19 protein-coding genes and 1 rRNA gene are annotated in these 23,982 nt (G+C 73.8%); 14 read left to right on the forward strand and 6 right to left on the reverse strand.

Translation table 11 applies throughout. From position 1 onward, the window contains the following. Positions 1-259 precede the first annotated feature (259 nt). From rrf to QL983_RS01840, 9 genes are all read left to right on the forward strand, one after another. A 5S ribosomal RNA gene (gene rrf, locus QL983_RS01800) occupies positions 260-376 on the forward strand. Between the two features lie 518 nt (positions 377-894). Next, a complete protein-coding gene (locus tag QL983_RS01805) occupies positions 895-1,797 on the forward strand; it encodes a hypothetical protein (protein ID WP_231866285.1) in 903 nt (300 codons plus the stop codon). Next, on the forward strand, positions 1,794-2,624 hold the full coding sequence (locus QL983_RS01810) for an HAD-IIA family hydrolase (RefSeq protein WP_051995271.1): 831 nt from the start codon (positions 1,794-1,796) through the stop codon (positions 2,622-2,624). The genes QL983_RS01805 and QL983_RS01810 overlap by 4 nt, the downstream gene beginning before the upstream one ends. Continuing rightward, positions 2,617-3,459: a TlyA family RNA methyltransferase gene (locus QL983_RS01815; protein ID WP_036315747.1), complete on the forward strand. Its 843-nt coding sequence runs from the start codon at positions 2,617-2,619 to the stop codon at positions 3,457-3,459. Before QL983_RS01810 ends, QL983_RS01815 begins: the two co-directional genes overlap by 8 nt. A 113-nt stretch (positions 3,460-3,572) precedes the next feature. Further along, on the forward strand, positions 3,573-4,661 hold the full coding sequence (locus tag QL983_RS01820; protein ID WP_036315741.1) for an NAD kinase: 1,089 nt from the start codon (positions 3,573-3,575) through the stop codon (positions 4,659-4,661). Then, the gene (recN, locus tag QL983_RS01825) at positions 4,658-6,400 is read left to right on the forward strand and encodes a DNA repair protein RecN (RefSeq protein WP_036315738.1); all 1,743 of its coding nucleotides are present in this window, start codon (positions 4,658-4,660) and stop codon (positions 6,398-6,400) included. Before QL983_RS01820 ends, recN begins: the two co-directional genes overlap by 4 nt. Before the next feature lie 41 nt (positions 6,401-6,441). After that, entirely contained in the window at positions 6,442-7,149 is a 708-nt protein-coding gene (locus QL983_RS01830) for an NUDIX hydrolase (RefSeq protein WP_063189195.1), read from the forward strand. Further along, positions 7,146-8,111 (forward strand): site-specific tyrosine recombinase XerD, encoded by a 966-nt coding sequence (xerD, locus tag QL983_RS01835; protein WP_063189197.1) that lies wholly within the window; start codon positions 7,146-7,148, stop codon positions 8,109-8,111. The genes QL983_RS01830 and xerD overlap by 4 nt, the downstream gene beginning before the upstream one ends. A 9-nt stretch (positions 8,112-8,120) precedes the next feature. Next, the gene (locus tag QL983_RS01840) at positions 8,121-9,830 is read left to right on the forward strand and encodes a CTP synthase (protein ID WP_290151143.1); all 1,710 of its coding nucleotides are present in this window, start codon (positions 8,121-8,123) and stop codon (positions 9,828-9,830) included. A 245-nt stretch (positions 9,831-10,075) separates the two neighbouring features. On the opposite strand, the gene QL983_RS01845 is transcribed toward QL983_RS01840, so the two are convergent. The 4 genes from QL983_RS01845 to QL983_RS01860 are packed head-to-tail and all read right to left on the reverse strand — an operon-like array spanning position 10,076 to position 14,428. After that, on the reverse strand, positions 10,076-11,221 hold the full coding sequence (locus QL983_RS01845; RefSeq protein WP_063189202.1) for a bifunctional 2-methylcitrate synthase/citrate synthase: 1,146 nt from the start codon (positions 11,219-11,221) through the stop codon (positions 10,076-10,078). A gap of 56 nt (positions 11,222-11,277) precedes the next feature. Further along, positions 11,278-12,216: a methylisocitrate lyase gene (gene prpB, locus QL983_RS01850; protein WP_063189203.1), complete on the reverse strand. Its 939-nt coding sequence runs from the start codon at positions 12,214-12,216 to the stop codon at positions 11,278-11,280. Continuing rightward, positions 12,216-13,742, reverse strand: a complete 1,527-nt coding sequence (locus QL983_RS01855) for an MmgE/PrpD family protein (RefSeq protein WP_290151140.1) — start codon at positions 13,740-13,742, stop codon at positions 12,216-12,218. The genes prpB and QL983_RS01855 overlap by 1 nt, the downstream gene beginning before the upstream one ends. Beyond that, a complete protein-coding gene (locus QL983_RS01860; protein ID WP_020628108.1) occupies positions 13,739-14,428 on the reverse strand; it encodes a GntR family transcriptional regulator in 690 nt (229 codons plus the stop codon). Before QL983_RS01860 ends, QL983_RS01855 begins: the two co-directional genes overlap by 4 nt. Before the next feature lie 216 nt (positions 14,429-14,644). On the opposite strand from QL983_RS01860, the gene QL983_RS01865 reads away from it, so the two are divergent. Then, the gene (locus QL983_RS01865; protein WP_290151141.1) at positions 14,645-16,600 is read left to right on the forward strand and encodes an AMP-binding protein; all 1,956 of its coding nucleotides are present in this window, start codon (positions 14,645-14,647) and stop codon (positions 16,598-16,600) included. Between the two features lie 7 nt (positions 16,601-16,607). On the opposite strand, the gene QL983_RS01870 is transcribed toward QL983_RS01865, so the two are convergent. Together QL983_RS01870 and QL983_RS01875 are read right to left on the reverse strand one after the other, a co-directional pair. Then, positions 16,608-17,324: a response regulator gene (locus QL983_RS01870; protein ID WP_290151142.1), complete on the reverse strand. Its 717-nt coding sequence runs from the start codon at positions 17,322-17,324 to the stop codon at positions 16,608-16,610. After that, on the reverse strand, positions 17,321-18,943 hold the full coding sequence (locus QL983_RS01875) for an ATP-binding protein (RefSeq protein ID WP_145951496.1): 1,623 nt from the start codon (positions 18,941-18,943) through the stop codon (positions 17,321-17,323). The genes QL983_RS01870 and QL983_RS01875 overlap by 4 nt, the downstream gene beginning before the upstream one ends. A 185-nt stretch (positions 18,944-19,128) precedes the next feature. Between QL983_RS01875 and QL983_RS01880 the strand changes: the two genes are divergently transcribed. The 4 genes from QL983_RS01880 (at position 19,129) to QL983_RS01895 (ending at position 23,982) form a co-directional block, all read left to right on the forward strand. Next, complete coding sequence (locus QL983_RS01880; protein WP_063189211.1) at positions 19,129-20,544, forward strand: cation:dicarboxylase symporter family transporter; 1,416 nt, start codon at positions 19,129-19,131, stop codon at positions 20,542-20,544. Positions 20,545-20,785: 241 nt separating this feature from the next. Continuing rightward, positions 20,786-21,646: a ParA family protein gene (locus tag QL983_RS01885; protein WP_036315755.1), complete on the forward strand. Its 861-nt coding sequence runs from the start codon at positions 20,786-20,788 to the stop codon at positions 21,644-21,646. Between the two features lie 222 nt (positions 21,647-21,868). Further along, positions 21,869-22,825 carry a pseudouridine synthase gene (locus tag QL983_RS01890; protein ID WP_041102683.1) on the forward strand — a complete coding sequence of 319 codons (957 nt, stop codon included), beginning with the start codon at positions 21,869-21,871 and terminating at the stop codon, positions 22,823-22,825. Continuing rightward, positions 22,822-23,982 carry a prephenate dehydrogenase gene (locus tag QL983_RS01895; protein WP_063189213.1) on the forward strand — a complete coding sequence of 387 codons (1,161 nt, stop codon included), beginning with the start codon at positions 22,822-22,824 and terminating at the stop codon, positions 23,980-23,982. Before QL983_RS01890 ends, QL983_RS01895 begins: the two co-directional genes overlap by 4 nt.

Below are 23,982 nucleotides of genomic sequence, written 5' to 3' on the forward strand. Positions count from 1 at the left end.
GGATGTGGAAGCGAGGACTGAAGACTCGTGAAGCTGACCAGTACTAATAGGCCGATGACTTACACACACTCTTATCCTATTGCTTGCTTCAAGGTGATGGGTTGGTGTTCGCGTCCACTGTGCGGTTGTCTGATTGCAACCGGCTGTCTGCTTGTTGGTGGGTGGTTGAGGTGTTTTGAGTTGAATAGTGTCACTGTTGTGTGACCCGTAGGTTTCCCTGCTGTTGCCCGTGTTGAGGGTGGTGGTGTGGGGTTAGGGTTACGGCGGTCATAGCGTGGGGGAAACGCCCGGTTCCATTCCGAACCCGGAAGCTAAGGCCCACAGCGCCGATGGTACTGCAGCCGGGAGGTTGTGGGAGAGTAGGTCGCCGCCGGACATTCTTTGAGGGAGGGCCTCGCACCGTTGGTGCGAGGCCCTTCCCGCATTTCTGGACTGTTTTCTCCGCAAGGACGGTCTGCCACAGGCTCCGGGCACTAGCCTGGTCCCCTGAGGACCCGGCCGCGAGGCCGGCACATGAGGAACAGAGACCGCGTTCCCGCGGACCGTCGCGGCGTGACGCCCAGGAAGGACACCATGGCTGAGGACACCCCCCGAGAGCGCCGCGAGGACCGCGGATCCGAGGGCCGCGGGCCCCGTGGTGGCGGTGATGGCCGGCGTCGTGGTGGTGACCGCGACGGACGTCCTCGCAGCGGTGCCGGTGACCGGCGCCGCTCCGGCGGGCCTCACGAGGACCGGCGGCGCGGCCCGGGCCAGGGGGGCGGACGCCCCGAGCGCCGCGGTGCGCCGACGGGCCCTCGTCGCGAGGACCGCGCCGAACGACCCGCGCACAATCCCGGTGACCTCCGAGCGGCGAATCGTGCGGACCAGGAGCGCTCTCCGGACATCGACCCGGACGTGACGGGCCAGGAGCTCGACCGCGGCACGCTCAAGGAGATCAACGGCCTTGACGAGCGTCCTGCCAGCTGGGTCGCCAAGCATCTCGTGATGGCCGGCCGCTACCTGGACGTCGACCCGGCGCTGGCGTTTCAGCACGCCCTCGCCGCGTCCCGCAAGGGCGGCCGCCTCTCACGCGTGCGCGAGGCAGTCGCGCTCACCGCCTACGCGGCGGGGGAGTACGCCGACGCGCTGCGCGAGTTCCGCACCTACCGGCGTATGACGGGCGATGACACCCACATCGCCGCGCAGGTGGATAGCGAGCGTGCCCTCGGCCGCACGGAGAAGGCCCTGCAGCTGGCCGCCGAGGTGGATGCCTCGCGTCTGGACCGGGCGGCGCGGGCCGAGCTGGCCATGGTCGTCTCCGGCATCCGCGAGGACGCCGGCGACCTTCAGGGTGCCCATGAGGCCCTGCAGATCCCGGAACTGGACCGGCGGCGCGGCTACCCCTTCTCTCCCCGGCTGTTCCAGCGCCAGGCCGACGTGCTGCTCGCCCTGGGGCGCCGCGACGAGGCTCGGCTCTGGGCGCGTGCCGTGCGCGTCGCGGAGAAGGCCCTCGGCGTGGGCGGGTTCGCGGACCCGGAGATCATCGACGTGGACACCGAGCCGGTCGAGGACCCCCGGGACCGCCGCCCGTCCCCCCGCGACCGGCGCCACGAGCGGTATGCGGCCGAGGCCGGTGCGGAGCCGACGGCGGACGGATCCCCGGCCGAGGAGCCGGAGGCCGCCACGGAGCCGACCGAGGCGCCCCGGCCGGAGGCCGCCGCAGAGCCGCCGGCCGCCGTCGACGCGCCGGACGAGGTCGACCCGAACCAGCTGTCGCTGTTCGACGCCCTCGAGGCCCCGGAGGCAGACGAGCGGTGAGCGCCACGTTCTTCGCCGGTCACGACGGGCTGCTCTGCGACCTGGACGGCGTCGTCTACGCCGGAGGCGGCGCGATCGCCGGGGCGGTCGAGACGCTGTCGACGCTGCAGGAACGGGGCGTGCCGGTCGGGTTCGTGACGAACAACGCCTCCCGCGCGCCGGAGTCTGTGGCCGAGCATCTCCGCACGCTCGGGGTGCCCGCGCAGGCGGGGCAGGTCTTCGGCTCCGCACCGGCGGGCGTCGACCTGCTCGAGGAGACGCTCGGCCGCCGCACCGGCCGGGTGCTCGTGGTCGGCTCGGCGTACCTGCGCGCCGTGGTCGAGGAGCGGGGCTACGAGGTGGTCGCGTCCGCGGCGCAGCGCCCCGACGCGGTGATCCAGGGCTTCGACCCCGGTCTCGGCTGGGCCGATCTGGCGGAGGCGGCGTACGCCGTGCGCGCCGGGGCCACCTGGGTCGCCACCAACCTGGACACCTCGATCCCGCGCGCGGAGGGGATCGCCCCCGGCAACGGGGCCCTCGTCGAGGCGGTGGGCCGGGCCACCGGCACCGCGCCCGTCGCGGCGGGCAAGCCCGAGCCACGACTGTTCCGGACGGCGGCCGAGGCCCTCGGCCTGGCCCGTCCCCTCGTGGTCGGCGACCGCCTGGACACGGACATCCGCGGCGGCAACGCGGCGGGGTTCGACACGGTGCTCGTCCTGACCGGCATCGACACGCGCGAGACCGCGGCCGCCGCCCCCGGGCCGGACCGGCCCACGTGGGTCCGTGCGCACCTGCCCGCTCTGCTCGCCGGCGGGGCCGAGGGCTCCGCGGACCCACGGCGTGGCTGAGACCGCACGCGCCGACGTCGCCCTGGCCGCCCGGGGCCTGGCCCGCTCCCGCACGGAGGGCGCGGCGCTCATCCGCGCGGGGCAGGTCCTCCTCGACGGCCGCCCGGTGCGCCGGCCCTCCGACCGCGTGGCCGCCGACGCCACGCTGCGCCTGCGCGACCCGGGCCCGCGGTACGTCTCCCGTGCGGCCCACAAGCTCGTCAGCGCGCTCGAGGCGTTCCCGGACGTCGCCGTGGCCGGCCGCCGGGCGCTCGACGCCGGGGCCTCCACCGGCGGATTCACCCAGGTCCTCCTCGAGCGGGGCGCCGAACGGGTGGCCGCCGTGGACGTGGGCCACGACCAGCTGGCCCCGACCGTCCGGGCCGACCCCCGCGTCCTCGTGCGCGAGGGGCTCAACGTCCGCGACCTCACGGCCGAGGACATCGACGGTCCGGTGGACCTGGTGGTCTCCGACCTGTCCTTCATCTCGCTGCGCCTCGTCCTCGCCCCGCTCGCGGGCGTGTGCCGACCCGGCGCGGAGCTGCTGCTCATGGTCAAGCCCCAGTTCGAGGTCGGGCGGCGCGCCCTGCCGCGCACCGGCGTCGTGACCGATCCCGACGCCCGCCGCGACGCCGTCGTGGGGGTGGCTGCGGCCGCGCTGGGCGCCGGTCTCGCACCCCGCGGCCTCGCCCGATCCGGCCTGGCCGGACAGGACGGGAACGCCGAGTTCTTCCTGCGGCTCCGCCGTCCCGACGCCACCGCGGCCGACGATCCGGCCGGCGGGACGAGCCCGGCCCCGGACGCCGGCGAGCGCGCCGCCGGGTGGGTCCGGGGCGCCCACATCGACTGGTCCTGACCCGCGTCCGAGGGGCGCCGCCCGTCCACGGGCGTAGGGCCACCGGTTCGCGCGTCCGGTCTCGTGGCTATCCTGGATCGCAGTGCCCGGCACCCCGGCTCGCGGAAGGAACCATGCCCTACACCCCCGGACGTCGCGTCCTCGTCCTGACCCACACGGGCCGCGAGGACGCCATCAGCGCGGCGCTGCAGGCCACCCGCATGTTCGCGGAGGAGGGCCTGGTCAGCGTCATGCTCGAACAGGACGTGGCCGCCATCCGCGCGGCCGCGGGGGACCCCCCGGAGTTCGCGCCGGAGGCCCTCGGGGTCGACTGCGAGCTCGAGGACATCACCCTCGGCCTCGTCCTCGGCGGCGACGGCTCGGTGCTGCGGGCGGCCGACTTCGTCCGCGGCCACAACGTGCCGCTGCTGGCGGTGAACCTGGGCCACGTCGGCTTCCTCGCCGAGTCCGAGCGCACCGACCTGCACCGCACCGTCCAGGCGATCGCCTCGGAGTCCTACGTGGTGATCGAGCGCATGGCCCTGGACGTCGTCGTGCACGTGGAGGGCCGCGAGGTGGCCCGCACGTGGGCCCTCAACGAGGCCTCCGTGGAGAAGTCCCACCGGGAGCGGATGCTCGAGGTGGTCGTCTCCGTGGACAACTCGCCGCTGACGGCCTTCGGCTGCGACGGCGTCGTCCTGGCCACCCCCACCGGCTCCACGGCCTACGCCTTCTCCGGCGGGGGCCCCGTGGTGTGGCCCTCCGTGGAGGCCCTGCTGTGCGTGCCCATCAGCGCCCACGCCCTGTTCACCCGCCCCCTCGTGGTGGGTCCGCGCTCCACGATCGGCGTGGACGTGCTCACCCGCACCCGCGAGACCGGTGTGCTGTGGTGCGACGGCCGGCGGACCGTCGAACTGCCGCCGCAGGCCCGGATCGAGGTGTCCCGTTCGGCGGAGCCGGTGCGCCTGGCCCGTCTCAACCCGACGCCCTTCGCGGAACGGCTGGTGCGCAAGTTCCGGCTGCCCACGGACGGCTGGCGCGGCCCCGTCACCGCCCAGGAGCGGGCGGGCGTGCTCCGCGCGGTGGAGACCGTCGAGCCGCGGCACGCGGGGCCGCGTCCTGACGTCGTCGAACCGGCCACCATGCCGCTGTCGGTGCTCTCGCCCGTGGACATCCAGCGTCACCGCGACCGCGGGGCGTGTCACCCCGGGGAGGACGCATGATCGACCATCTGAGGATCTCGGGGCTCGGCGTGATCGGCGAGGCCACCGTGGACCTGGACCCCGGCTTCACCGTCGTCACCGGCGAGACCGGCGCCGGCAAGACCATGGTGGTCACCGCCCTGGGCCTGCTGCTCGGTGCTCGCGCCGACGCGGGCGCGGTCCGCCGGGGCTCGTCCCGTGCCGTCGTGGACGCCGGCGTGCGCGTGGCCGCGGACCACGCGGCGCTCCGCCTGGCTCAGGAGGCCGGCGCGGTCGTGGACGAGGGCGACGACGGCACCCGCGACCTGGTCCTGAGCCGCAGCGTCACGGCGTCGGGGGAGGGCACACGTTCCCGCGCTGCGGCCGGCGGCCGTTCCGTGCCCGTGGGCCTGCTCTCCGAGATCGGGGCCACGCTCGTGGCCGTGCACGGGCAGAACGACCAGGTCCGCCTCCAGGGCGCCGACGCCCAGCGGCACGCCCTCGATGCGTTCGGCGGCGCCGAGCTCGCCGCGGCCCTGCGCGCCTACCGCGCGGACCACGCCGCCTGGGCCGCCGCGCGTCGGGAGCGCCAGGAGCTCACCGCCCACCGCCAGGAGCGGGCCCGCGAAGCCGAGGCGCTCCAGCGCTCGCTCGAGGAGATCGACCTCGCCGAGCCGCAGGAGGGGGAGGACGAGGAGCTGCGGGCTCTCATCCGCCGGCTCGAGGACGTCGAGGAGCTGCGCGCCGCCTCGGGGGAGGCGCACGCCCGACTGGCCGGCCCCGACGTGGACGCGATGGACGAGACCCCCGGCGCCGTCAGCCTCGTGGAGGCGGCGCGGCAGGCCGTGCTCGCCGCCCCCGGCGACGACCCCGAGCTCGCCGCCGCGGCCGCGCGCCTGGCGGAGGCCGCCGTCGTGCTCTCGGACATCGCCGGCGACCTGGCCCGCTACACCGCTGACCTGGACGCCGACGCGGCCTCCGACCTCGACGCGGCCCAGTCGCGGCTGGCCGAGCTCACGCGACTGCAGCGGCTCTACGGGCCCGAGCTCGCCGACGTGATCGACTGGGCCCGGACCCAGCGTCCGCGCCTGGACGAGCTGCAGGGCGACTCCGGCCGCCTCGAGGAGCTCGAGGCGGAGGTCGACCGGCTCGACGCCGCGCTGCGCGAGCGGGCCGCGACCCTCACCGCCCTGCGCACCGAGGCCGCCGAGCGGCTCGAGACCGCGGTGACCGAGGAGCTGCACGCCCTGTTCATGCCGGACGCCTCGTTCCACGTGGGGCTGACGCCGGTCGCCGGGGACGGTCTCGGCCCGTACGGCGCTGAGGACGTCACGCTCGCCCTGCGCCCCCACGCGGGCGTCGAGCCCCGGCCCCTGGGCCGCGGCGCCTCCGGCGGCGAGCTCTCCCGCGTGATGCTCGCCCTCGAGGTGGTCCTGGCCGCCACGGACCCGGTGCCCACCTTCGTGTTCGATGAGGTCGACGCCGGCGTGGGCGGTGAGGCCGCCGTGCGGATCGGGGCCCGCCTGGCCCGGCTCGCCCGCCACGTGCAGGTCATCGCCGTGACGCACCTGCCCCAGGTCGCCGCCTACGCGGACCGGCACGTGCGGGTGGAGAAGAACTCGGACCCGGCCGCGGGTGTGACCACCTCCGACGTCGTGACGCTGACGGCCGACGAGCGGGTCGAGGAGCTCGCCCGCATGCTCGCCGGGCACGGCGACTCCGCGGCGGCCCGCGAGCATGCCCGGGAGCTGCTCGAGTCCTCCGCCCGCGAACGTGGCTGACCCCGTCCGCGGACGCCGCCCCGACATGAAAGGATCGCCCCATGCCTGAGATCCCCGCGTCCGCGGGACGCTCGCCCCTGCGCGACCTGCACGTCCCCCGCCCGGTGAAGAAGTCGAAGACCGTCTACGAGGGCCGAGTGTGGGACATCGCCCGGGAGTCGTTCCGCCTGGACCCGGCGGACAAGTCCCGGGAACCGCTGACCCGGGAGCTGATGGTGCACCCGGGCGCGGTGGCGATCCTCGCGGTCCGCACCAAGCTCACCACCACCGGCCCCCGCGAGCAGGTGGCCCTCGTCCGCCAGTACCGCCACCCCGTGGGCATGGAGCTGTGGGAGATCCCGGCGGGCCTGCGGGACGTGGACGGGGAGGACCTCCACCAGGTCGCCGTCCGTGAGCTGGCCGAGGAGGCCGACCTGCGCGCCCGCGAGTGGCACACCCTCGTCGACTACTACACGACCCCGGGCGGCTCCAGCGAGGCGATCCGCGTGTTCCTGGCCCGTCAGATCGAAGAGATCCCCGACGGCGAGCGGCACACCCGGCAGGACGAGGAGGCCGCCATGCCGCTCGTGTGGGTCGGCGTCGACGAGGTGACCGACGCCGTCCTGGACGGCCGGGTGCACAACCCATCCACCGTCGTCGCCGTGCTGGCCCTGGGCGCCCACCGGGCCCAGGGCTGGCGACGCCTGCGTCCCGTGGACGCGCCGTTCGTCCCCGACCGGCAGGCCCCGGGGGCGGACTGGTCCGCGTGAGCCCGCACGCGCCGCAGACCTCGGCGCTCGCGGCACCCTTCCGCCGGCACCTGGACCATCTCGCCGTCGAGCGGGGCCTGGCCGAGAACACCCTGGCCGCCTATCGGCGCGACCTGGCCCGCTACCGTCGCTGGCTCGAGGCGGCCGGGGTGCGCGCCCCCGGGGACGTCGACCCCGGCCACGTGGCCGGCTTCCTGCAGGCCCTCGCCACGGGCGACGACGGCGGCCGCCCGCTCGCCGTCCGCTCGGCCGCCCGCGTGCTCGCCGCGGTGCGCGGGCTGCACCGGTTCTGGGCCCTCGAGGGACTCACGCCCGCCGACCCCGCCCGCGACGTCCACCCGCCGAAGCCGGGCGACCGCCTGCCGAAGGCGCTCCCCGTGGAGCAGGTGACGGCGCTGCTGGAGGCCGTGCCCGTCGACACCCCCGCCGGACTGCGGGACCGCGCGCTGCTCGAGTTCCTCTACGGCACCGGCGCCCGCATCTCCGAGGTGGTCGGCCTCGACGTCGACGACGTGGTGGGGCTCGCGCAGACCGGGGACGACGGCGGCCAGCCCGTGGTCCGCCTGTTCGGCAAGGGGTCCAAGGAGCGCGTGGTGCCGATCGGCTCCTACGCGGCCGCCGCGCTCGACGCATGGCTGGTGCGGGGACGGCCCACGATCATGACGGGAGTCACACGCTCCACGCCCGCCCTGTTCGTCAACGCCCGCGGGGGCCGGCTCTCCCGGCAGTCCGCGTGGGCCGTGCTGAAGCGGGCGGCCGAGCGCGCCGGCCTCGAGGCGGACGTCTCGCCCCACACCCTGCGCCACTGCTTCGCCACGCACCTGCTGGCCGGCGGCGCGGACGTCCGCGTGGTCCAGGAGCTGCTCGGGCACGCGTCCGTGACCACCACGCAGGTGTACACCCTCGTCACCGTGGACTCCCTGCGCGAGGTCTACTCCGCCGCGCATCCGCGCGCGCGCTGAGCCCCGCACCTGATACGCTCAAGATCCGTGGTGCAACGAACTACTCGTACTCAGACGTCCACGCGCGTCACCCGTCACGTGTTCGTGACCGGCGGTGTCGCCTCCTCCCTCGGCAAGGGGCTCACGGCCTCCTCGCTCGGCCACCTGCTCAAGGCGCGCGGGCTCAGGGTGGTGATGCAGAAGCTCGACCCCTACCTCAACGTGGACCCGGGCACCATGAACCCGTTCCAGCACGGCGAGGTGTTCGTCACCGAGGACGGCGCCGAGACGGACCTGGACATCGGCCACTACGAGCGCTTCCTCGACGAGGACCTCGACGGCCTGGACAACGTGACCACCGGCCAGGTGTACTCCACCGTGATCGCCCGCGAGCGCCGCGGCGAGTACCTCGGGGACACCGTCCAGGTCATCCCGCACATCACCGACGAGATCTGCCGCCGGATGCGCCTGCCCGCGGAGCCCCGCGGCGACCGCCCCGCCCCGGACGTGATCATCACGGAGATCGGCGGCACCGTCGGCGACATCGAGTCGCAGCCCTTCCTCGAGGCCGCCCGCCAGGTCCGCCAGGACGTCGGCCGCGACGACGTCTTCTTCCTGCACGTCTCCCTCGTGCCGTACATCGGCCCCTCGCAGGAGCTCAAGACCAAGCCCACACAGCACTCCGTGGCCGCCCTGCGCTCGATCGGCATCCAGCCGGACGCGATCGTGCTGCGCTCGGACCGGGCCGTCCCCGACGATGTCCGCGGCAAGATCGCCCGCATGTGCGACGTCCCGCAGGACGCCGTCGTCAACTGCGCCGACGCCCCCTCCATCTACGACATCCCCCGCGTCATCCACGACCAGGGCCTCGACGCCCACGTGGTGCAGTCCCTGGACCTGAAGTTCAAGGACGTGGACTGGACCGCGTGGGATGCCCTCATGGACGCCGTGCACCACCCGGAGCACGAGCTCACGGTGGCGCTCGTGGGCAAGTACGTGGACCTGCCGGACGCCTACCTGTCCGTCACCGAGGCGCTGCGCGCCGGTGGCTTCGCCCACCGGGCCAAGGTGGGCATCCGCTGGGTGGCCGCGGACGAGTGCGCCACCCCCGAGGGCGCGGCGGTGGCGCTCGCGGACGTCGACGCCGTGTGTGTGCCCGGCGGCTTCGGCGTGCGCGGGCTCGAGGGCAAGCTCGGCGCGCTGCGGCACGCCCGCGAGCAGCGGATCCCGACGCTGGGTCTGTGCCTGGGCCTGCAGTCCATGGTCATCGAGTACGCCCGCAACGTCCTCGGCCTGGAAGACGCGGACTCCACCGAGTTCGACCCGGAGACCGCCTCGCCCGTGATCGCCACCATGGCCGAGCAGGAGCAGATCGTGGCCGGCGAGGGGGACCTCGGCGGCACCATGCGCCTGGGCGCCTTCCCCGCGACCCTGCGCCCGGGCTCCGTGGTGGCCGAGGCCTACGGCACCACCGAGGTGACCGAGCGCCACCGCCACCGCTACGAGGTGAACAACGCCTACCGCGACCGCCTCGAGGAGGCCGGTCTCGCGATCTGCGGCACCTCCCCGGACGGCGCCCTCGTGGAGTTCGTGGAGCTGCCCCGGGACGTGCACCCGTACTACGTGTCCACGCAGGCCCACCCGGAGTTCTCCTCCCGGCCGACCCGCCCGCACCCGCTGTTCGCCGGCCTCGTCGCCGCCGGCCTGGCCCGCCGCGCCGACGCGGCGGCCCGGCGCTGAGGGGCCGACGACCGGCCCGACACAGTGGTCACGACACGCCGTCGCCGCGCCCGGCACGCGGCGTGTCGTGACCACTCTGCGAGGGCGTCGCACCGATGACGACACGACGACGGCGGGCCGCCCCACCCGGGGCGACCCGCCGTCGTCGTGCACGCGGCACCGCGCCGCGAGCGAATGGGGCGACGTGTCGGAGGTGATCTGCGTCTACACCTCCGACAAGTCGCCCCGACCGCCCCTCACGAGGCTCAGCCCGCCGGCAGCTCCCGCTGCTCGGGGCCGTCGTAGGCCGAGAGCGGGCGGATCAGCGCGTTCGCGGCGCGCTGCTCCATGATGTGGGCGGTCCAGCCGGTGATGCGCGAGGCGATGAAGATCGGCGTGAACAGCTCGGTGTCGAAGCCCATGAGGTGATACGTCGGGCCGGCGGGGTAGTCGAGGTTCGGCTTGATCTGCTTGGCCTCGTCCATGGCCTGCTCCAGACCGTCGTACAGGCCGAGCATCTCCTCGCGGCCGTAGTGCTCGATCATCCGGTCCAGTGCGGCCTTCATGGTGGGCACGCGGGAGTCCCCGTTCTTGTAGACGCGGTGGCCGAAGCCCATGACCTTCTTCTTCTGGGCCAGGGCGTCCTCCATCCACGCCTTCGCTCGGGCGGCGGCGTCCTCACGGGACTCCTCCTTCCGGATGCCGATCTCGTCGAAGGTGTGCATCACGGCCTCGTTGGCGCCGCCGTGCAGCGGGCCCTTGAGCGCGCCGATCGCACCGGTCACGGCCGAGTGCAGGTCGGAGAGCGTCGAGGTGATCACGCGCGCGGTGAAGGTCGAGGCGTTGAACGAGTGCTCGGCGTACAGCACCATCGAGACGCGGAACGCGTCCACGACCTCCGGGGCGGCCTCCTCGCCGAACGTCATCCAGAGGAAGTTCTGCGAGTAGTCCAGGTCCTCGCGCGGCTCCACCACGTCCTGGCCGCGGCGGCGGCGCTGGTCGTAGGCGACGACGGCCGGGAACGCCGCGAACAGGGCCTGGGCCTTCTCCAGCTCGGCCTCGGGGGAGGAGTCCTCCGCCTTCGGGTGGTTCGCGCCGAGCACGGACACGGCGGTGCGGCCGACGTCCATGGGGTGGCAGTCGGTGGGCAGCAGGTCGATGGCCTGCTTCACCTTCGGGTCGAGGGCACGGTGGGCGCGCTCGAAGCGCTCGAACGCGGCCAGCTCCTCGTCCGTGGGCAGCTCGCCCGTCCAGAGCAGCAGCGCGACGGCCTCGAACGAAAGCTGCGCGGCCAGGTCCTGCACGGGGTAGCCGCGATACAGCAGGGAGTTCGTCTCCGGGTTGACCTTGGAGATCGCCGTGGTGTCCACGACGACGCCGGCCAGGCCCTTCTTGATCTCGGTCTCGGTCATGGTGTCCCTCCTCGGGGAGTGGGGCCCGCCCGCGCACGGGCGGGCCCGGTGACGGGTCAGAGGTCGGCGTGGTTGGCGCCGATGTCGAGCGTGGGCACGTCGAAGTTGAAGATGCCCGTGTCGAAGGCGTTGTAGCCCTCGTAGTCCACCAGCTCGTAGAGGCGGGCGCGGGTGAGCATCTGCTCCACCTGCGACTGCTGGGTGCCCTCCTCCTTGATGGCGTCGAGCACGCGCTCGGCGGCGCCCATCGCGGAGCGCAGCAGGGTGACCGGGTAGATCACCATCGCGACGCCGGCGTCGGCCAGCTGCTGGCGGGTGAACAGCTCGGACTTGCCGAACTCGGTCATGTTCGCCAGGACCGGGACCCCGAGGGGCTCCAGCTCGCGACACACGGTCTCGAACTCGCCGATGTCCTTCAGGGCCTCCGGGAAGATCGCGTCCGCACCGGCCTCCACGAGCGCCTTCATGCGGGCGATCGCGGCGTCCAGGCCTTCCACGGCCCGCAGGTCGGTGCGCGCCATGATGAGGAAGTTCGGGTCCCGGCGGGCGTCGACGGCGGCGGCGATGCGCTTGACCGCGGTGTCGAGGTCCACCATGTTCTTGCCGTCGAGGTGGCCGCACCGCTTGGGGTTGAACTGGTCCTCGATGTGGCAGCCGGCCAGGCCGGCGTTCTCGAACTCCTGCACCGTGCGGGCCACGTTCATCGGCTCGCCGAAGCCCGTGTCCGCGTCGATGAGGCACGGCAGGTCCGTGAGGCGGGCGATCTGCCCGCCGCGCACGGCCACCTCGGTGAGCGTGGTCAGCCCGACGTCGGGCAGGCCCAGCTCGTTCGCGAGCACGCCACCGGAGATGTACACCCCGGGGAAGCCCTTCTCCTGGATCAGCTTGGCGGTCAGCGGCGTGAACGCGCCCGGGAACTGCTGGGCGCCGCCCTGCTTCAGGGTCTGCCGCAGGTCGATCCGCTTCTGTTCGGCCGTCTTCGTCGAGTACAGCATCAGAACAGGCCCTTCGGGGCGGCGGCGAGGTCGGCCTCGGACAGGAACGCCGGGTCCGCCAGGATGTTCAGCTGGTCCAGCTCGCCGGGCTGCAGCTCGGCCACGCGCTCGGCGGCGGCCAGGAAGCGGTCCTGCTCCTCCTTCGAGACGATGCCCTCGGCCAGGGTGCGGAACTTCTGGATGTACTGCTCGCGGGCGAACGGCCGGGCGCCGAGCGGGTGGGCGTCGGCCACGGCGATCTCGTCGGTGATGACGGCGCCGTCCTTGAGGGTGATCTCCACCGCGCCGCCGAACGCCTTCTCCGCGAGGTCCAGCGAGTGGTACCGGCGGGTCCACTCCGGGTCCTCCACGGTGGTCACCTTGTGCCACAGGGCCACGGTGTCCTCGCGCTGGGCGCGCTCGGGGGCGTAGGAGTCCACGTGGTGCCAGGAGCCGTCCTGCAGGGCCACGGTGAAGATGTAGGGGATGGAGTGGTCGAGGGTCTCGCGCGAGGCCGTCGGATCGTACTTCTGCGGGTCGTTGGCGCCCGAGCCGATCACGTAGTGGGTGTGGTGCGAGGTCTTGATCAGCACCGACTCGACGTTCGCCGGGTCGGTGGCCTCGGGGTGCTCCCTGTGGAGCTTGCGGGCCAGGTCGATCCAGGCCTGGGCCTGGTACTCGGCCGAGTGCTCCTTGGTGTAGGTGTCCAGGATGCCGCGCTTGGGCTCGCCCTGCTCGGGCAGCGGCACCTCGTAGGAGGCGTCCGGGCCGTCCAGCAGCCAGGCGATCACGCCGTCCTCGCCCTCGTAGATCGGGACGGGGGAGGTCTGGCCGCGCATGGCGCGGTCCACGGCCTCGACGGCCATCTTGCCCGCGAACGCCGGGGCGTGGGCCTTCCACGTGGAGATCTCGCCCTTGCGGGACTGGCGGGTGGCGGTGGTGGTGTGCAGGCCCTGGCCGATGGCCTGGAAGATGGTCTCGGTGTCCAGGCCGAGCAGGGTGCCGATGCCGGCGGAGGCGGAGGGGCCGATGTGGGCCACGTGGTCGATCTTGTGGCCGTACAGGTTGATGGACTTCACGAGGTCCACCTGGATCTCGTAGCCGGTGGCGATGCCGCGGATCAGGTCCTTGCCGGAGCGGCCGGCGTGCTGGGCGACGGCGAGGATCGGCGGGATGTTGTCGCCCGGGTGGGAGTACTCGGCGGCCAGGAACGTGTCGTGGTAGTCCAGCTCGCGGACGGCCACGCCGTTGGCCCATGCGGCCCACTCGGGGGAGACCTTCTGCTCCACACCGAACACGGAGGCGCCCGCACCGCCGGTGGAGACCGGGTGGGACAGGGCCTGGGCGCGGGCGGCGACGATCGGGCCGCGCTTCAGCGAGGCGACCGCGACGGAGGCGTTGTCGATGATCCGGTTGACGATCATCTCCTCGACCTCGGGCAGCACCTCGACGTCGTCGACGGCCACCTCGGCCAGCTTCCAGGCCAGCTGGTCCTTGCGCTCGAGGTTCTCCTCGGAGCGGTGGACGCGCACGTGATGGTTCTTCATGGTCGGTCTCCTTCGGTGGGGGTCAGCAGGGTCGGGGTCTCCTCGGCGCGGCCGCGCCGGGTCAGATGGTGGAAGGCGTGGTGCAGGTGGACCCGCGTGGTCGCCTCCGCGAGGTCTGCGGCGCCCGAGCCGACGGCGTCGGCGATGTCCGCGTGCTCCGCGGCGGAGGCCGCGAGGCGGGCCGGGTCGTCCGCGGCCAGTCGGCGCAGGCGCGCCAGGTGCAGGCGCAGGGTGCGCAGGGTGGAGACGAGGTAGGGGTTCGCGGCGGCCTCGTCCAGCCGGCTGTCCAGCTCGGCCGTCATCGCGTAGTAGTCCGCCGGGTCGGTCCCGCCGCGCAGGGCCGCCTCGGCCTCCTGGAAACGGCCCGCGAGGACCGTGAACCGCTCGGCCGCCTCCGGGGTGGCCCGCTGCGCGGCCCGGCGCGCCAGGAGGGACTCGAGGGCGATGCGCAGGTCGAACAGCTGGTCCGCCTGTTCGAGGGACAGGTCGGCGACGACGATGCCCCGGCCCGGGGCCTGCTCGGCCAGGCCGTCGGCCACCAGGCGGGAGAGCGCCTCGCGCAGAGGGGTGCGCGAGATGCCCAGGCGCTCGGCCTGCTCCACCTCGCCCAGGCCCGCGCCCGGAGGGAGGGACCAGTCGAGGATCTCCGCCCTCAGGGCCTGGTACGCCCGCTCACTCGCTCGCATGCCGCCAGTGTATACACAACAGTCCCGCCGAGGGCAGGGGGTGTGTCCGATGCGCGTGCCGGGCGACGCCGTCCACGGGGAGCGTCGTCCGGCGTGCGGGGGCTGGGTGGTGCGTCCCCGGCGCGGGTCTCGCGCGTGCCGCCACGCCTCACTGACGGGGCACGAAATGTATACAGATCCCTTGCCCCCTGTGATCCACGGCACTACCCTGGGCGCATGGCGACCCACGATGCCCCCGCCGAAGACCACCCCTCCGGCGCGTACGCCGACGCCCACGCCCGCTCCCTCCGCGACCCCGAGGGGTTCTGGCTCGACGCGGCGCGCGCCATCGACTGGACCGTCGCGCCCACGCGCGCCCTCGACGACTCCGCCGCGCCTCTGTACCGCTGGTTCCCGGACGGCGAGCTGAACACCGCCTTCAACTGCCTGGACCGGCACGTCGAGGCGGGCCGCGGGGACGCCGTCGCGCTGATCCACGACTCCGCGATGACCGGTGAGGTCACCCGCTACACGTACGCCGAGCTCACGGACGCGGTGGCCCGCCTGGCCGGCGCCCTGGCCGCGCGCGGCGTCGGCAAGGGCGACCGCGTCCTCGTGTACCTGCCGATGATCCCGCAGGCCCACATCGCGATGCTGGCGTGCGCGCGGCTCGGCGCGGTGCACTCCGTGGTCTTCGGCGGCTTCGCCCCGCGCGAGCTCGCCTCCCGCATCGACGACGCCGCCCCCGACGTCGTGCTCACCTGCTCCGGCGGCATCGAGCCCAAGCGCCGGGTCGAATACCTGCCCGCCGTGGCCGAGGCGCTCGAGACCGCCGCGCACCCCGTGCGCACGGTGCTGGTCCACCACCGCGAGGGCTTCGAGACCGCGCTCGCGGACGCCGACGGGCGCGGGGGCGCGAGCTGGGAGGACTGGGGCGAGGCCGTCGCGGCCGCCGAGCCGGCCGACTGCGTCCCGGTGCAGGCCACCGACCCGCTGTACGTGCTCTACACCTCGGGCACCACGGGCAAGCCGAAGGGCGTCGTCCGGGACAACGGGGGCCACGCCGTCGCCCTGCGCTGGACCATGGAGCACATCTACGACGTCGGTCCGGGGCAGGCGATGTGCACGGCCTCGGACGTGGGCTGGGTTGTGGGGCACTCCTACATCGTCTACGGCCCGCTGCTGGCCGGGGCCACCACGGTCATGTACGAGGGCAAGCCCGTGGGCACGTCCGACGCCGGCGCGTTCTGGCGGCTGATCGAGGACCACGGCGTGCGCTCCTTCTTCACGGCCCCCACGGCGCTGCGCGCGATCCGCCGCGCCGACCCCGAGGGCGAGCTGCTCAAGGACCACGACCTGTCCTCCCTGCGGCACTTCTTCGCCGCGGGCGAGCGCCTGGACCCGGAGACGCAGCGGTGGATCGAGGGCCTGCTGGGCATGCCGGTGATCGACCACTGGTGGCAGACCGAGACCGGGTGGGCCATCGCGGCGAACCCGGTGGGCCTGGAGCAGCTGCCGGTGAAGATCGGCTCGTCCTCGGTGCCCTCGCCGGGCGTCGATCTCGTGGTCCTGGACGGCCTGGGCGAGCCCGTGCCCGCCGGGACCGAGGGCAACATCGCCCTGCGGCTGCCGCTGCCCCCGGGCACCCTGCCCACCCTGTGGGGCGACGACCAGCGCTACATCGACTCCTACCTCAGCGCGTTCCCCGGCCATTACGCGACCGGTGACTCCGGCGTCGTGGACGAGGACGGCTACGTGTTCGTGCTCGGCCGCACCGACGACGTCATCAACGTCTCCGGGCACCGGCTGTCCACGGGCGTCCTCGAGGCCGCCCTGGCCGCCCACCCGGCGGTGGCCGAATGTGCCGTGATCGGCATCGCGGACCCGCTCAAGGGCCAGCGGCCCTCGGGCTACGTGGTCCTCAAGTCCGGCGTCGAGACGCCCGAGGCCGGCTCCGAGGCCGAGGCCGCGCTCCTGGACGAGCTGCGTCAGGCGGTGCGCCGCGAGGTGGGCCCGGTGGCGGACTTCCGCGACGTCGTCGTGGTGGACGCGCTGCCCAAGACCCGCTCGGGCAAGATCCTGCGCAAGACCATGCGGCAGATGGCCGACGGCGAGGAGTACGCGGTGCCCTCGACCATCGAGGACCCCGCCGTGCTCGAGGCCCTGGCCGGGGTGCTGCGCCCGGCCCGCTGAGCCCCGCTCACGTGCGGCCGGCCCAGCGGTACTCCTGCTCGGGCCGGCCACGGCCGCCGTGCCGGGCCGAGCGCCGCACCCGGCGGATCCGCTCGAGGTGCTCGAGGTAGCGCCGGGCCGTCACGCGGGAGATGCCCAGGCGCTCGCCCACCTCGGCCGCGCTCAGGGCGGTCTCCGGGTCCGCCCCCAGCAGCTCCACCACCTCGCGCAGGGTGCCCTCGGTCAGCCCCTTGGGCAGGGCCTCGGCGCGCCGCTCACGGGAGACGCGGAAGACGGCGTCCACCTGCTCCTGGCCGTCGAGGGCGCCGTCGCCGGCCAGCATCGCCGAGGCGGCGCGGAACCCGCCCAGCCGATCCGCGAACTCCTCGAACCCGAACGGCTTCACGAGGTACTGCGTCACGCCGTACGCGACGGCCCGGCGCACCACCGGCAGGTCGGTGGCCGCGGTGAGCGCCAGCACCCCGCCGTGGAAGCCGGCCGCGCGCAGTTGGTGCAGGAAGTCCAGGCCGTGCCCGTCGGGCAGGTTCATGTCCAGGAGCACGACGTCGAACGGGAAGCGCCCGTCCGCGTGCAGGCCCGCCGCGGCGACCTGCCGCGCGGCCAACAGGGAACCGGCCACCGCGGCCACCTCGAAGCCCGGCAGCCGGTCCAGGTGCGCCACGTAGGTCTCGGCCGTCAGCTGCTCGTCCTCGACGACGAGCACCCGGTACGGGCGGGCGGTCATGTCTCCTCCTGGGGTCGGGGGTCGCGGGGCACCTCGACGGTGAACACGGTGCCCGAGTCGGTCGCGACGTCCACGACCCCGCCGGCCTCCTCCGCGATCCGCCGCGTCAGCCACAGCCCCATGCCGCGTCCGGCGGCGCCGACGGGCTTCGTCGACCAGCCCCGGTCGAAGAGTCGGCCGCGGTCCGCGTCGGAGGGTCCGGGGCCGCCGTCGGCCACCTGCACGAGCAGGCCCGCGGCGTCCGAGACCACCTCGACGTCGACCCACCGGTCTGCCGCGGACAGGTCGGGTGCGGCGGCCGCGTCGAGGGCGTTGTCCACCAGGTTGCCCAGCACGGTCAGCAGGTCGAGCGGGCGCAGCGGGGCGGGCGCGGTCAGCTCGGCCGACCAGGTCAGCGCCACGCCCCGCTCACGCGCCTGGGCGGCCTTCGCGTCGAGCAGGGCGGCGAGGACGTCGTCGGAGACCTCCTCGTCCGCGGCGCGGCGGGACAGCACGGCCCGGGCGGCCTCCAGCCGGCCCGACTCCACGAGGGCGAGGGCGGTGTGCAGCTGGTTGGCGTGCTCATGCGTCTGCGCGCGCAGCGCCGTGGTCAGGGTGTGGGCCACGGTGAGCTCGTCGCCGAGCCGCTGCAGGTCGGTGCGGTTGTGCAGGACGAGCACGCGCGATCCCGCCGGGGCGGTGGTCACGCCCTCGCGGGCGGCCGCGGCGAGGGCCGTCGGCGGGACCGACCCGCCGGGGTCGGAACGGCCGGGCGCCCGCACGTCACGCTGCTGCACCACGAGGACCCGCCCGCCGACGGCAAGGCTCGCCTCGCCGCCGACCGCGCCCGGCAGGGCCGCGGAGAGCTCGGGGGGCAGTCGAGGCTCGCCCGCGCCCTCCCAGCCGAGCAGGCGCGCGGCGGCGTCGTTGTGCAGGCGGACCCGCCCGTCCGGGGCGAGGACCACGACGCCGGCCTCGAGCGAGTCCATGGCCGTCTCCGCCAGCAGGAACTGCTCGGCGATCTGCTCGGGGCCGCGTCCGAGCGTCACCCGGTTCAGATACCGGCCCACGAGCCAGGCGACGAGCAGGCCGACGGCGGCCACGGCGGCCGAGCCCAGCAGGATGCCGGGGATCTGGGCCTGGGCCATGATGGCGACATCGGAGATCTGCACGCCCGTCGTGACCACGCCCAGGACGGTGCCGTCCTCCGGGTCCACGACCGGTGCGAGCGCGCGCACCGAACGGCCCGCCGCACCGGTGCTCGAGAGCTCCACGACGGTGTCCCCGGCGACGACGGCGTCCACCGGCCTCGGATAGCGGACGCCGACCTGCTCGGGGCGCCAGCTCGCCAACCGCATCCCCTCCGGATCCATCACGGTCAGCCACGAGACCTGCGCCTCGGCGATCCAGCCGTCGATCCCGGCCTGCAGGGCGGGGGCATCGCCGGCCCGCAGGGCCGAGACGAGCGCGGGGTCGCGCGCCACGAGGGTGGTGACGCCCTGCACGTGGCGCTCCTCGACGCGCAGGGCCACCTCGCGGGCCTGGAGGTAGGCGCTCCACACGCTGAACAGGGCGATGGCCGCCACGAGCGCCACGTGGACCACGGCGATCCGCCGGGCGATCGACCACGGGTGGCGCATGCCTCTCCTCCCTCGGGCCGGCGACGCGCCGGTCCACCCCCACGATCCTGCAGCCGACGGGCCACCGTGACCACTATGACCGCAATCGTGACCGACACCACCGGGGGCCGCGAGAGTGGTCACATCCCCCGCGCCGCTGCGGACCGCTCGGCGGCGCCCCACCACCGCACAGAACGGAACGCCCGATGGCGCACACCCCACCGGCCGAGACCTCGGCCCCGCCGGCCCCGGCGACGAAGAAGGACCGCACCCACTGGCTGTACATCGCCGTGATCGCCTCGGTGGTGCTGGGCGCCGCTGTCGGCCTGCTCTTCCCCGAGTTCGGCAAGTCCCTCAAGCCCCTGGGCGACGGCTTCGTCTCCCTCATCAAGATGATGATCGGCCCGGTCATCTTCTGCACGATCGCCCTCGGCGTCGGCTCGATCGCCAAGGCCGCGACCGTCGGCCGCGTGGGCGGCATCGCCCTGGTCTACTTCATGGCGATGTCCACGTTCGCGCTGGCGGTCGGCCTCGTCGTCGGCAACCTCATCCACCCCGGCGAGGGCCTCAAGCTGACGCCCTACGACCCGAACAAGCCCCAGGCCGCGGTGGACGGCACCGTCCAGTTCCTGCTGGACATCATCCCCGGCTCCCTGCCGGTGCTGCCCACCCTGTTCATCGCCCTGCTCGTGGGCTTCGCCCTGCAGCAGATGGGCCCGGCCGGCGCCCCGCTGCTGCGTGGTCTCACCCTGATCCAGGGCGTCGTGTTCCGCATCCTCATGATGGTGATGTGGGTCGCCCCGATCGGCGCCTTCGGTGCGATCGCCGCCGTCGTCGGCGCCACGGGCTGGTCCGCGATCGGCGCCATGGCGCTGCTCATGGGCGCCTTCTACCTGACCTGCATCGCCTTCATCGTGGTGGTGCTCGGCACCGTCCTGAAGGTCGTGACCGGCCTGAGCATCCTGTCCCTCATGAAGTACCTGGGCCGGGAGTACCTGCTCATCTTCGCCACCAGCTCCTCCGAGACCGCCCTGCCCCGCCTGATCGCCAAGATGGAGCACGCCGGCGTGGACAAGTCCGTCGTGGGCGTGACCGTGCCCACCGGCTACTCCTTCAACCTGGACGGCACCGCCATCTACCTGACCATGGCCGCGCTCTTCGTCTCCAACGCGATGGGCGCGGAGATGAACCTCGGCGAGCAGGTCGGCCTGCTGGTCTTCATGATCATCGCCTCGAAGGGCGCGGCCGGCGTCACCGGCGCGGGCATGGCCACGCTCGCCGCCGGCCTGCAGGCGCACCGACCCGAGCTGCTCGGAGGCATGGGAGTGATCGTGGGCATCGACAAGTTCATGTCCGAGGCCCGCGCCCTGACGAACTTCACCGGCAACGCCGTGGCCACGCTCCTCATCGGCCGCTGGGTGGGCGAGCTCGACGGCGAGCGCGCCCGGCGCGTCCTCAGCGGCGAGCTGAAGTTCGACGAGGCGACCGTGGCCGGCCACGACGGCGCCGCGCACGACCCGCAGCAGTCCCCGACGATCGCCGAGCAGGCCTACGAGGGTCACCCCGACTCCAGCCTGAACTTCGCCATGGCCGCCGACGGCGACCGGAACCCCGCCCGCTGACGGAGGCGGCGGGCCCGCGCGGCACGCCGCACCGTCGACCACCGGCGACGCCGGGGACGAGCCTGGACACCGGCCCGTCCCCGGCGCCGCCGTCGTCCCGGGAACGCCAGGCACTAGGGTGGGGGAAGATCCGGACACGCCGACGACGGCGGCCGCGGCGCGCCGCGGCCCGCGGCCGGGCGTGCAGACCACCGTGGAAGGAGCCGGCGCCGCCGTGACCTCGAGAGAACCGATCCCCGTGATGACCATCCACGGCGAGCCCGTGCTCGGGCCCACCGGCCGGCCCAAGCACGACTTCCCCGAGCCCGCACCCCTGACCTCGCACGGCCCGGCGCGGATCATCTCGATGGTGAACCAGAAGGGCGGCGTCGGGAAGACGACCTCCACCATCAACCTGGGCGCCGCGCTCGCGGGCTACGGCCGCAGGGTGCTCATGGTGGACTTCGACCCGCAGGGCGCCCTCTCGGCCGGCCTGGGCGCGAACCCGCACGAGCTCGACACCACGGTGTACAACGTGCTCATGGAACGGTCCGTGACCGCGAAGGACGCGATCCTGTCCACGGACTTCGAGAACATGGACCTGCTGCCGGCCAACATCGACCTGTCCGCGGCCGAGGTGCAGCTCGTCAACGAGGTGGCCCGCGAGCAGGTCCTCGAGCGCGCGCTGCGCCAGGTCCGCGACGACTACGACGTGGTCCTCATCGACTGCCAGCCCTCGCTGGGCCTGCTGACCGTCAACGCGCTGACCGCCTCGCACGGCGTGATCATCCCGCTGACCGCCGAGTTCTTCGCGCTGCGCGCGGTCGCCCTGCTCGTCGAGACGATCGAGAAGGTGCAGGACCGGCTCAACCCGGACCTGGAGATCGACGGCGTGCTGGCCACGATGTTCGACCAGCGAACCCTGCACTCCAAGGAGGTCGTGGGCTCGCTGGTGGCCGGCTTCGGGGACCGCGTGTTCGAGACCGTCATCAAGCGGTCCATCAAGTTCGCCGACGCCACGGTGGCGGCCACGCCCATCACCCTGTTCGCCGAGAACCACGACGGCGCCAAGGCCTACCGGCAGCTCGCCCGCGAGCTGATCTGCCGCGGCGGCGCGCCGTGACCGTCCGCTGAGCGCCGACGACGCCGGCCCGGTCCCGTCGCGGGACCGGGCCGGTTCTCTGCGCGCTCGCGGCCGGGGGAGCGGTGGCCGGGAGACGCGACGCCGTCGATCTGCGAGAATGGAGCCGGGCGTGTCCGTCTCCGGGCCGTCCCTCACCCCCTGACCCGTCCGCCGCCGGCCCGACCGGCGCCGTTGACGCGCACCCGAAAGGACGCCCTCCCCATGAACTCCCGCAAGCCGCGAGGCTCCGGACGCACCCCCGCCGTCGGTCGACGGGGCGGCCCGTTCCAGGAGCGCGATTTCCAGCGACAGATCGGTGCCCGCCGCGGCGCCGCCGCCCCCCGTGAGGAGGCCCCCTTCGACGAGGACGCCGTGCCGCGCACCCGCGGCCGCCGCGGCCGCGGCGCCGGCGCCGCCCGGGCCAAGGCCGCCCACCTCGACCGCATCCACGACGAGTCGGGCGAGCGCCTGCAGAAGGTGCTGGCCGCGGCGGGTGTGGCGTCCCGGCGCGTGAGCGAGGACCTCATCGCGGAGGGCCGTGTGGAGGTGGACGGCGTCGTCGTCACCGAGCCCGGCGTGCGCGTGGACCCGGCCCGGGCCGTGATCCGGGTGGACGGCATCTCCGTGCAGACGGACGTGACCAAGCAGTACTTCGTCTTCAACAAGCCCCGCGGCGTGATCTCCACGATGGTGGACCCGGAGGGCCGGCCCTCGATCGCCACCTACCTCAAGCCCGGGCAGGAGCACCTGTTCCACGTGGGCCGTCTGGACAACGAGACCGAGGGCCTGCTCATCCTCACCAACGACGGTGAGCTGGCCAACCGCCTCACCCACCCCAGCTACGAGGTCCCCAAGACCTACGTCGTGCAGACCCGCGGCCCGCTGGCCAAGGGCGTCTCCAACCGGCTGCGCGAGGGCGTGGAACTGGAGGACGGCGTGGCGCAGGTCGACTCGTTCAAGCTCGTCGACTCGACGCCGGGCCACGTGCTCGTCGAGGTCGTGCTGCACTCGGGCAAGAACCGCATCGTGCGTCGCATGTTCCAGGAGATCGGCCACCCGGTCGAGCGGCTCGTCCGCGTCAAGGTGGGCCCCATCCTGCTGGGCGACCAGAAGCAGGGCACCGTCCGCGCACTCAACGCGCAGGAGCTGGGCCACCTCAAGGCCCTGGTCGGCCTGTGAGCGCGCCCGCCGAGTCCGCCGCCAAGCTCGGTGACGGCCCGGCCGGGATCCCGCAGCCCGTGCTCGTCCGGGGGACCGGTCTGCTGGGCGCCTCGATCGGCATCGGGCTGAGCGCGGCCGGTGTGGACGTGCGCCTGCACGACCCCTCGCCCGCCGCCCTGGCCGTGGCCGCGGACATCCGCGCCGGACGCCCCGCCCGCCTGGACGCCGAGGGCGACGACCTCGACGTCGCCCCGGGCCTCGTCGTCGTGGCCGCGCCGCCGGACGTGACCGCCGACGTCGTGGTCGACTCGCTGCGCCGCTGGCCCGCGGCCGTGGTGGTGGACATCGCCTCGGTGAAGGAGGCGGTCGCCGCGGGCGTGCGCGCTGCCGTCGACGACGGCCGCCTGGCCCCGCAGGACGCCGACCGGTACCTCGGGACGCACCCGATGGCCGGCTCCGAGCGGTCCGGTCCCGTGGCGGCCCGCGGCACCCTGTTCACGCAGGCGCCGTGGGTGCTGTGCCCGACGGACACGACGCACCCGGGCGCCCTCGCGGCCGGTCGGGCGCTCGCGCTGACGCTGCAGGCCACCCCGTACCGGATGGCGGCCCGCGCCCACGACGAATCGGTCGCGCTGATCTCGCACCTGCCGCAGATCGCCGCCTCGCTCGTGGCCTCCCGCCTGCAGGACACCCCGGACCAGGCGCTCGCCCTGGCCGGCAACGGGCTGCGGGACACCACCCGGATCGCAGCGTCGGACCCGCAGCTGTGGGTGCAGATCCTCTCCGGCAACGCCGGGCGGATCGTGCCGGCGCTGCACGGGCTGCGGGCGGACCTGGACCGGCTGATCCGCACCCTGGAGGACCCCTCCGCCCCCGGGGCGCGGCTGGACATGGCGCAGCTGATCGCCGAGGGCAACGCCGGTCGGGCACGGGTGCCCGGCAAGCACGGGGCGCCGCCGCAGGCGTTCGCGGTGGTCACGGTGATCGTGGACGACGCCCCCGGGCAGATCGCGGCCCTCCTCGACGAGGTCGGCCGCACGGACGTGAACGTGGAGGACCTGCGGCTCGAGCACGCCTCGGGCCACCGGGTCGGCATGGTGGAGATCTCCGTGCTGCCCGGCCGCAGGGACGAACTCGTGGCGGCGCTGACCGCCGCCGGATGGAAGGTGGTCTGA

The organism is Micrococcus sp. APC 4021 (assembly GCF_030407635.1).
GTDB lineage: Bacteria > Actinomycetota > Actinomycetes > Actinomycetales > Micrococcaceae > Micrococcus > Micrococcus luteus.

Bases quoted from the DNA above. Each gene is read 5' to 3' on its own strand.
- QL983_RS01820 (WP_036315741.1), top strand. From the start codon at position 3,573: ATGCCCTACACCCCCGGACGTCGCGTCCTCGTCCTGACCCACACGGGC.
- recN (WP_036315738.1), top strand. From the start codon at position 4,658: ATGATCGACCATCTGAGGATCTCGGGGCTCGGCGTGATCGGCGAGGCC.
- QL983_RS01830 (WP_063189195.1), top strand. From the start codon at position 6,442: ATGCCTGAGATCCCCGCGTCCGCGGGACGCTCGCCCCTGCGCGACCTG.
- QL983_RS01845 (WP_063189202.1), bottom strand. From the start codon at position 11,221: ATGACCGAGACCGAGATCAAGAAGGGCCTGGCCGGCGTCGTCGTGGAC.
- prpB (WP_063189203.1), bottom strand. From the start codon at position 12,216: ATGCTGTACTCGACGAAGACGGCCGAACAGAAGCGGATCGACCTGCGG.
- QL983_RS01855 (WP_290151140.1), bottom strand. From the start codon at position 13,742: ATGAAGAACCATCACGTGCGCGTCCACCGCTCCGAGGAGAACCTCGAG.
- QL983_RS01860 (WP_020628108.1), bottom strand. From the start codon at position 14,428: ATGCGAGCGAGTGAGCGGGCGTACCAGGCCCTGAGGGCGGAGATCCTC.
- QL983_RS01865 (WP_290151141.1), top strand. From the start codon at position 14,645: ATGGCGACCCACGATGCCCCCGCCGAAGACCACCCCTCCGGCGCGTAC.
- QL983_RS01870 (WP_290151142.1), bottom strand. From the start codon at position 17,324: ATGACCGCCCGCCCGTACCGGGTGCTCGTCGTCGAGGACGAGCAGCTG.
- QL983_RS01875 (WP_145951496.1), bottom strand. From the start codon at position 18,943: ATGCGCCACCCGTGGTCGATCGCCCGGCGGATCGCCGTGGTCCACGTG.
- QL983_RS01880 (WP_063189211.1), top strand. From the start codon at position 19,129: ATGGCGCACACCCCACCGGCCGAGACCTCGGCCCCGCCGGCCCCGGCG.
- QL983_RS01885 (WP_036315755.1), top strand. From the start codon at position 20,786: ATGACCATCCACGGCGAGCCCGTGCTCGGGCCCACCGGCCGGCCCAAG.
- QL983_RS01890 (WP_041102683.1), top strand. From the start codon at position 21,869: ATGAACTCCCGCAAGCCGCGAGGCTCCGGACGCACCCCCGCCGTCGGT.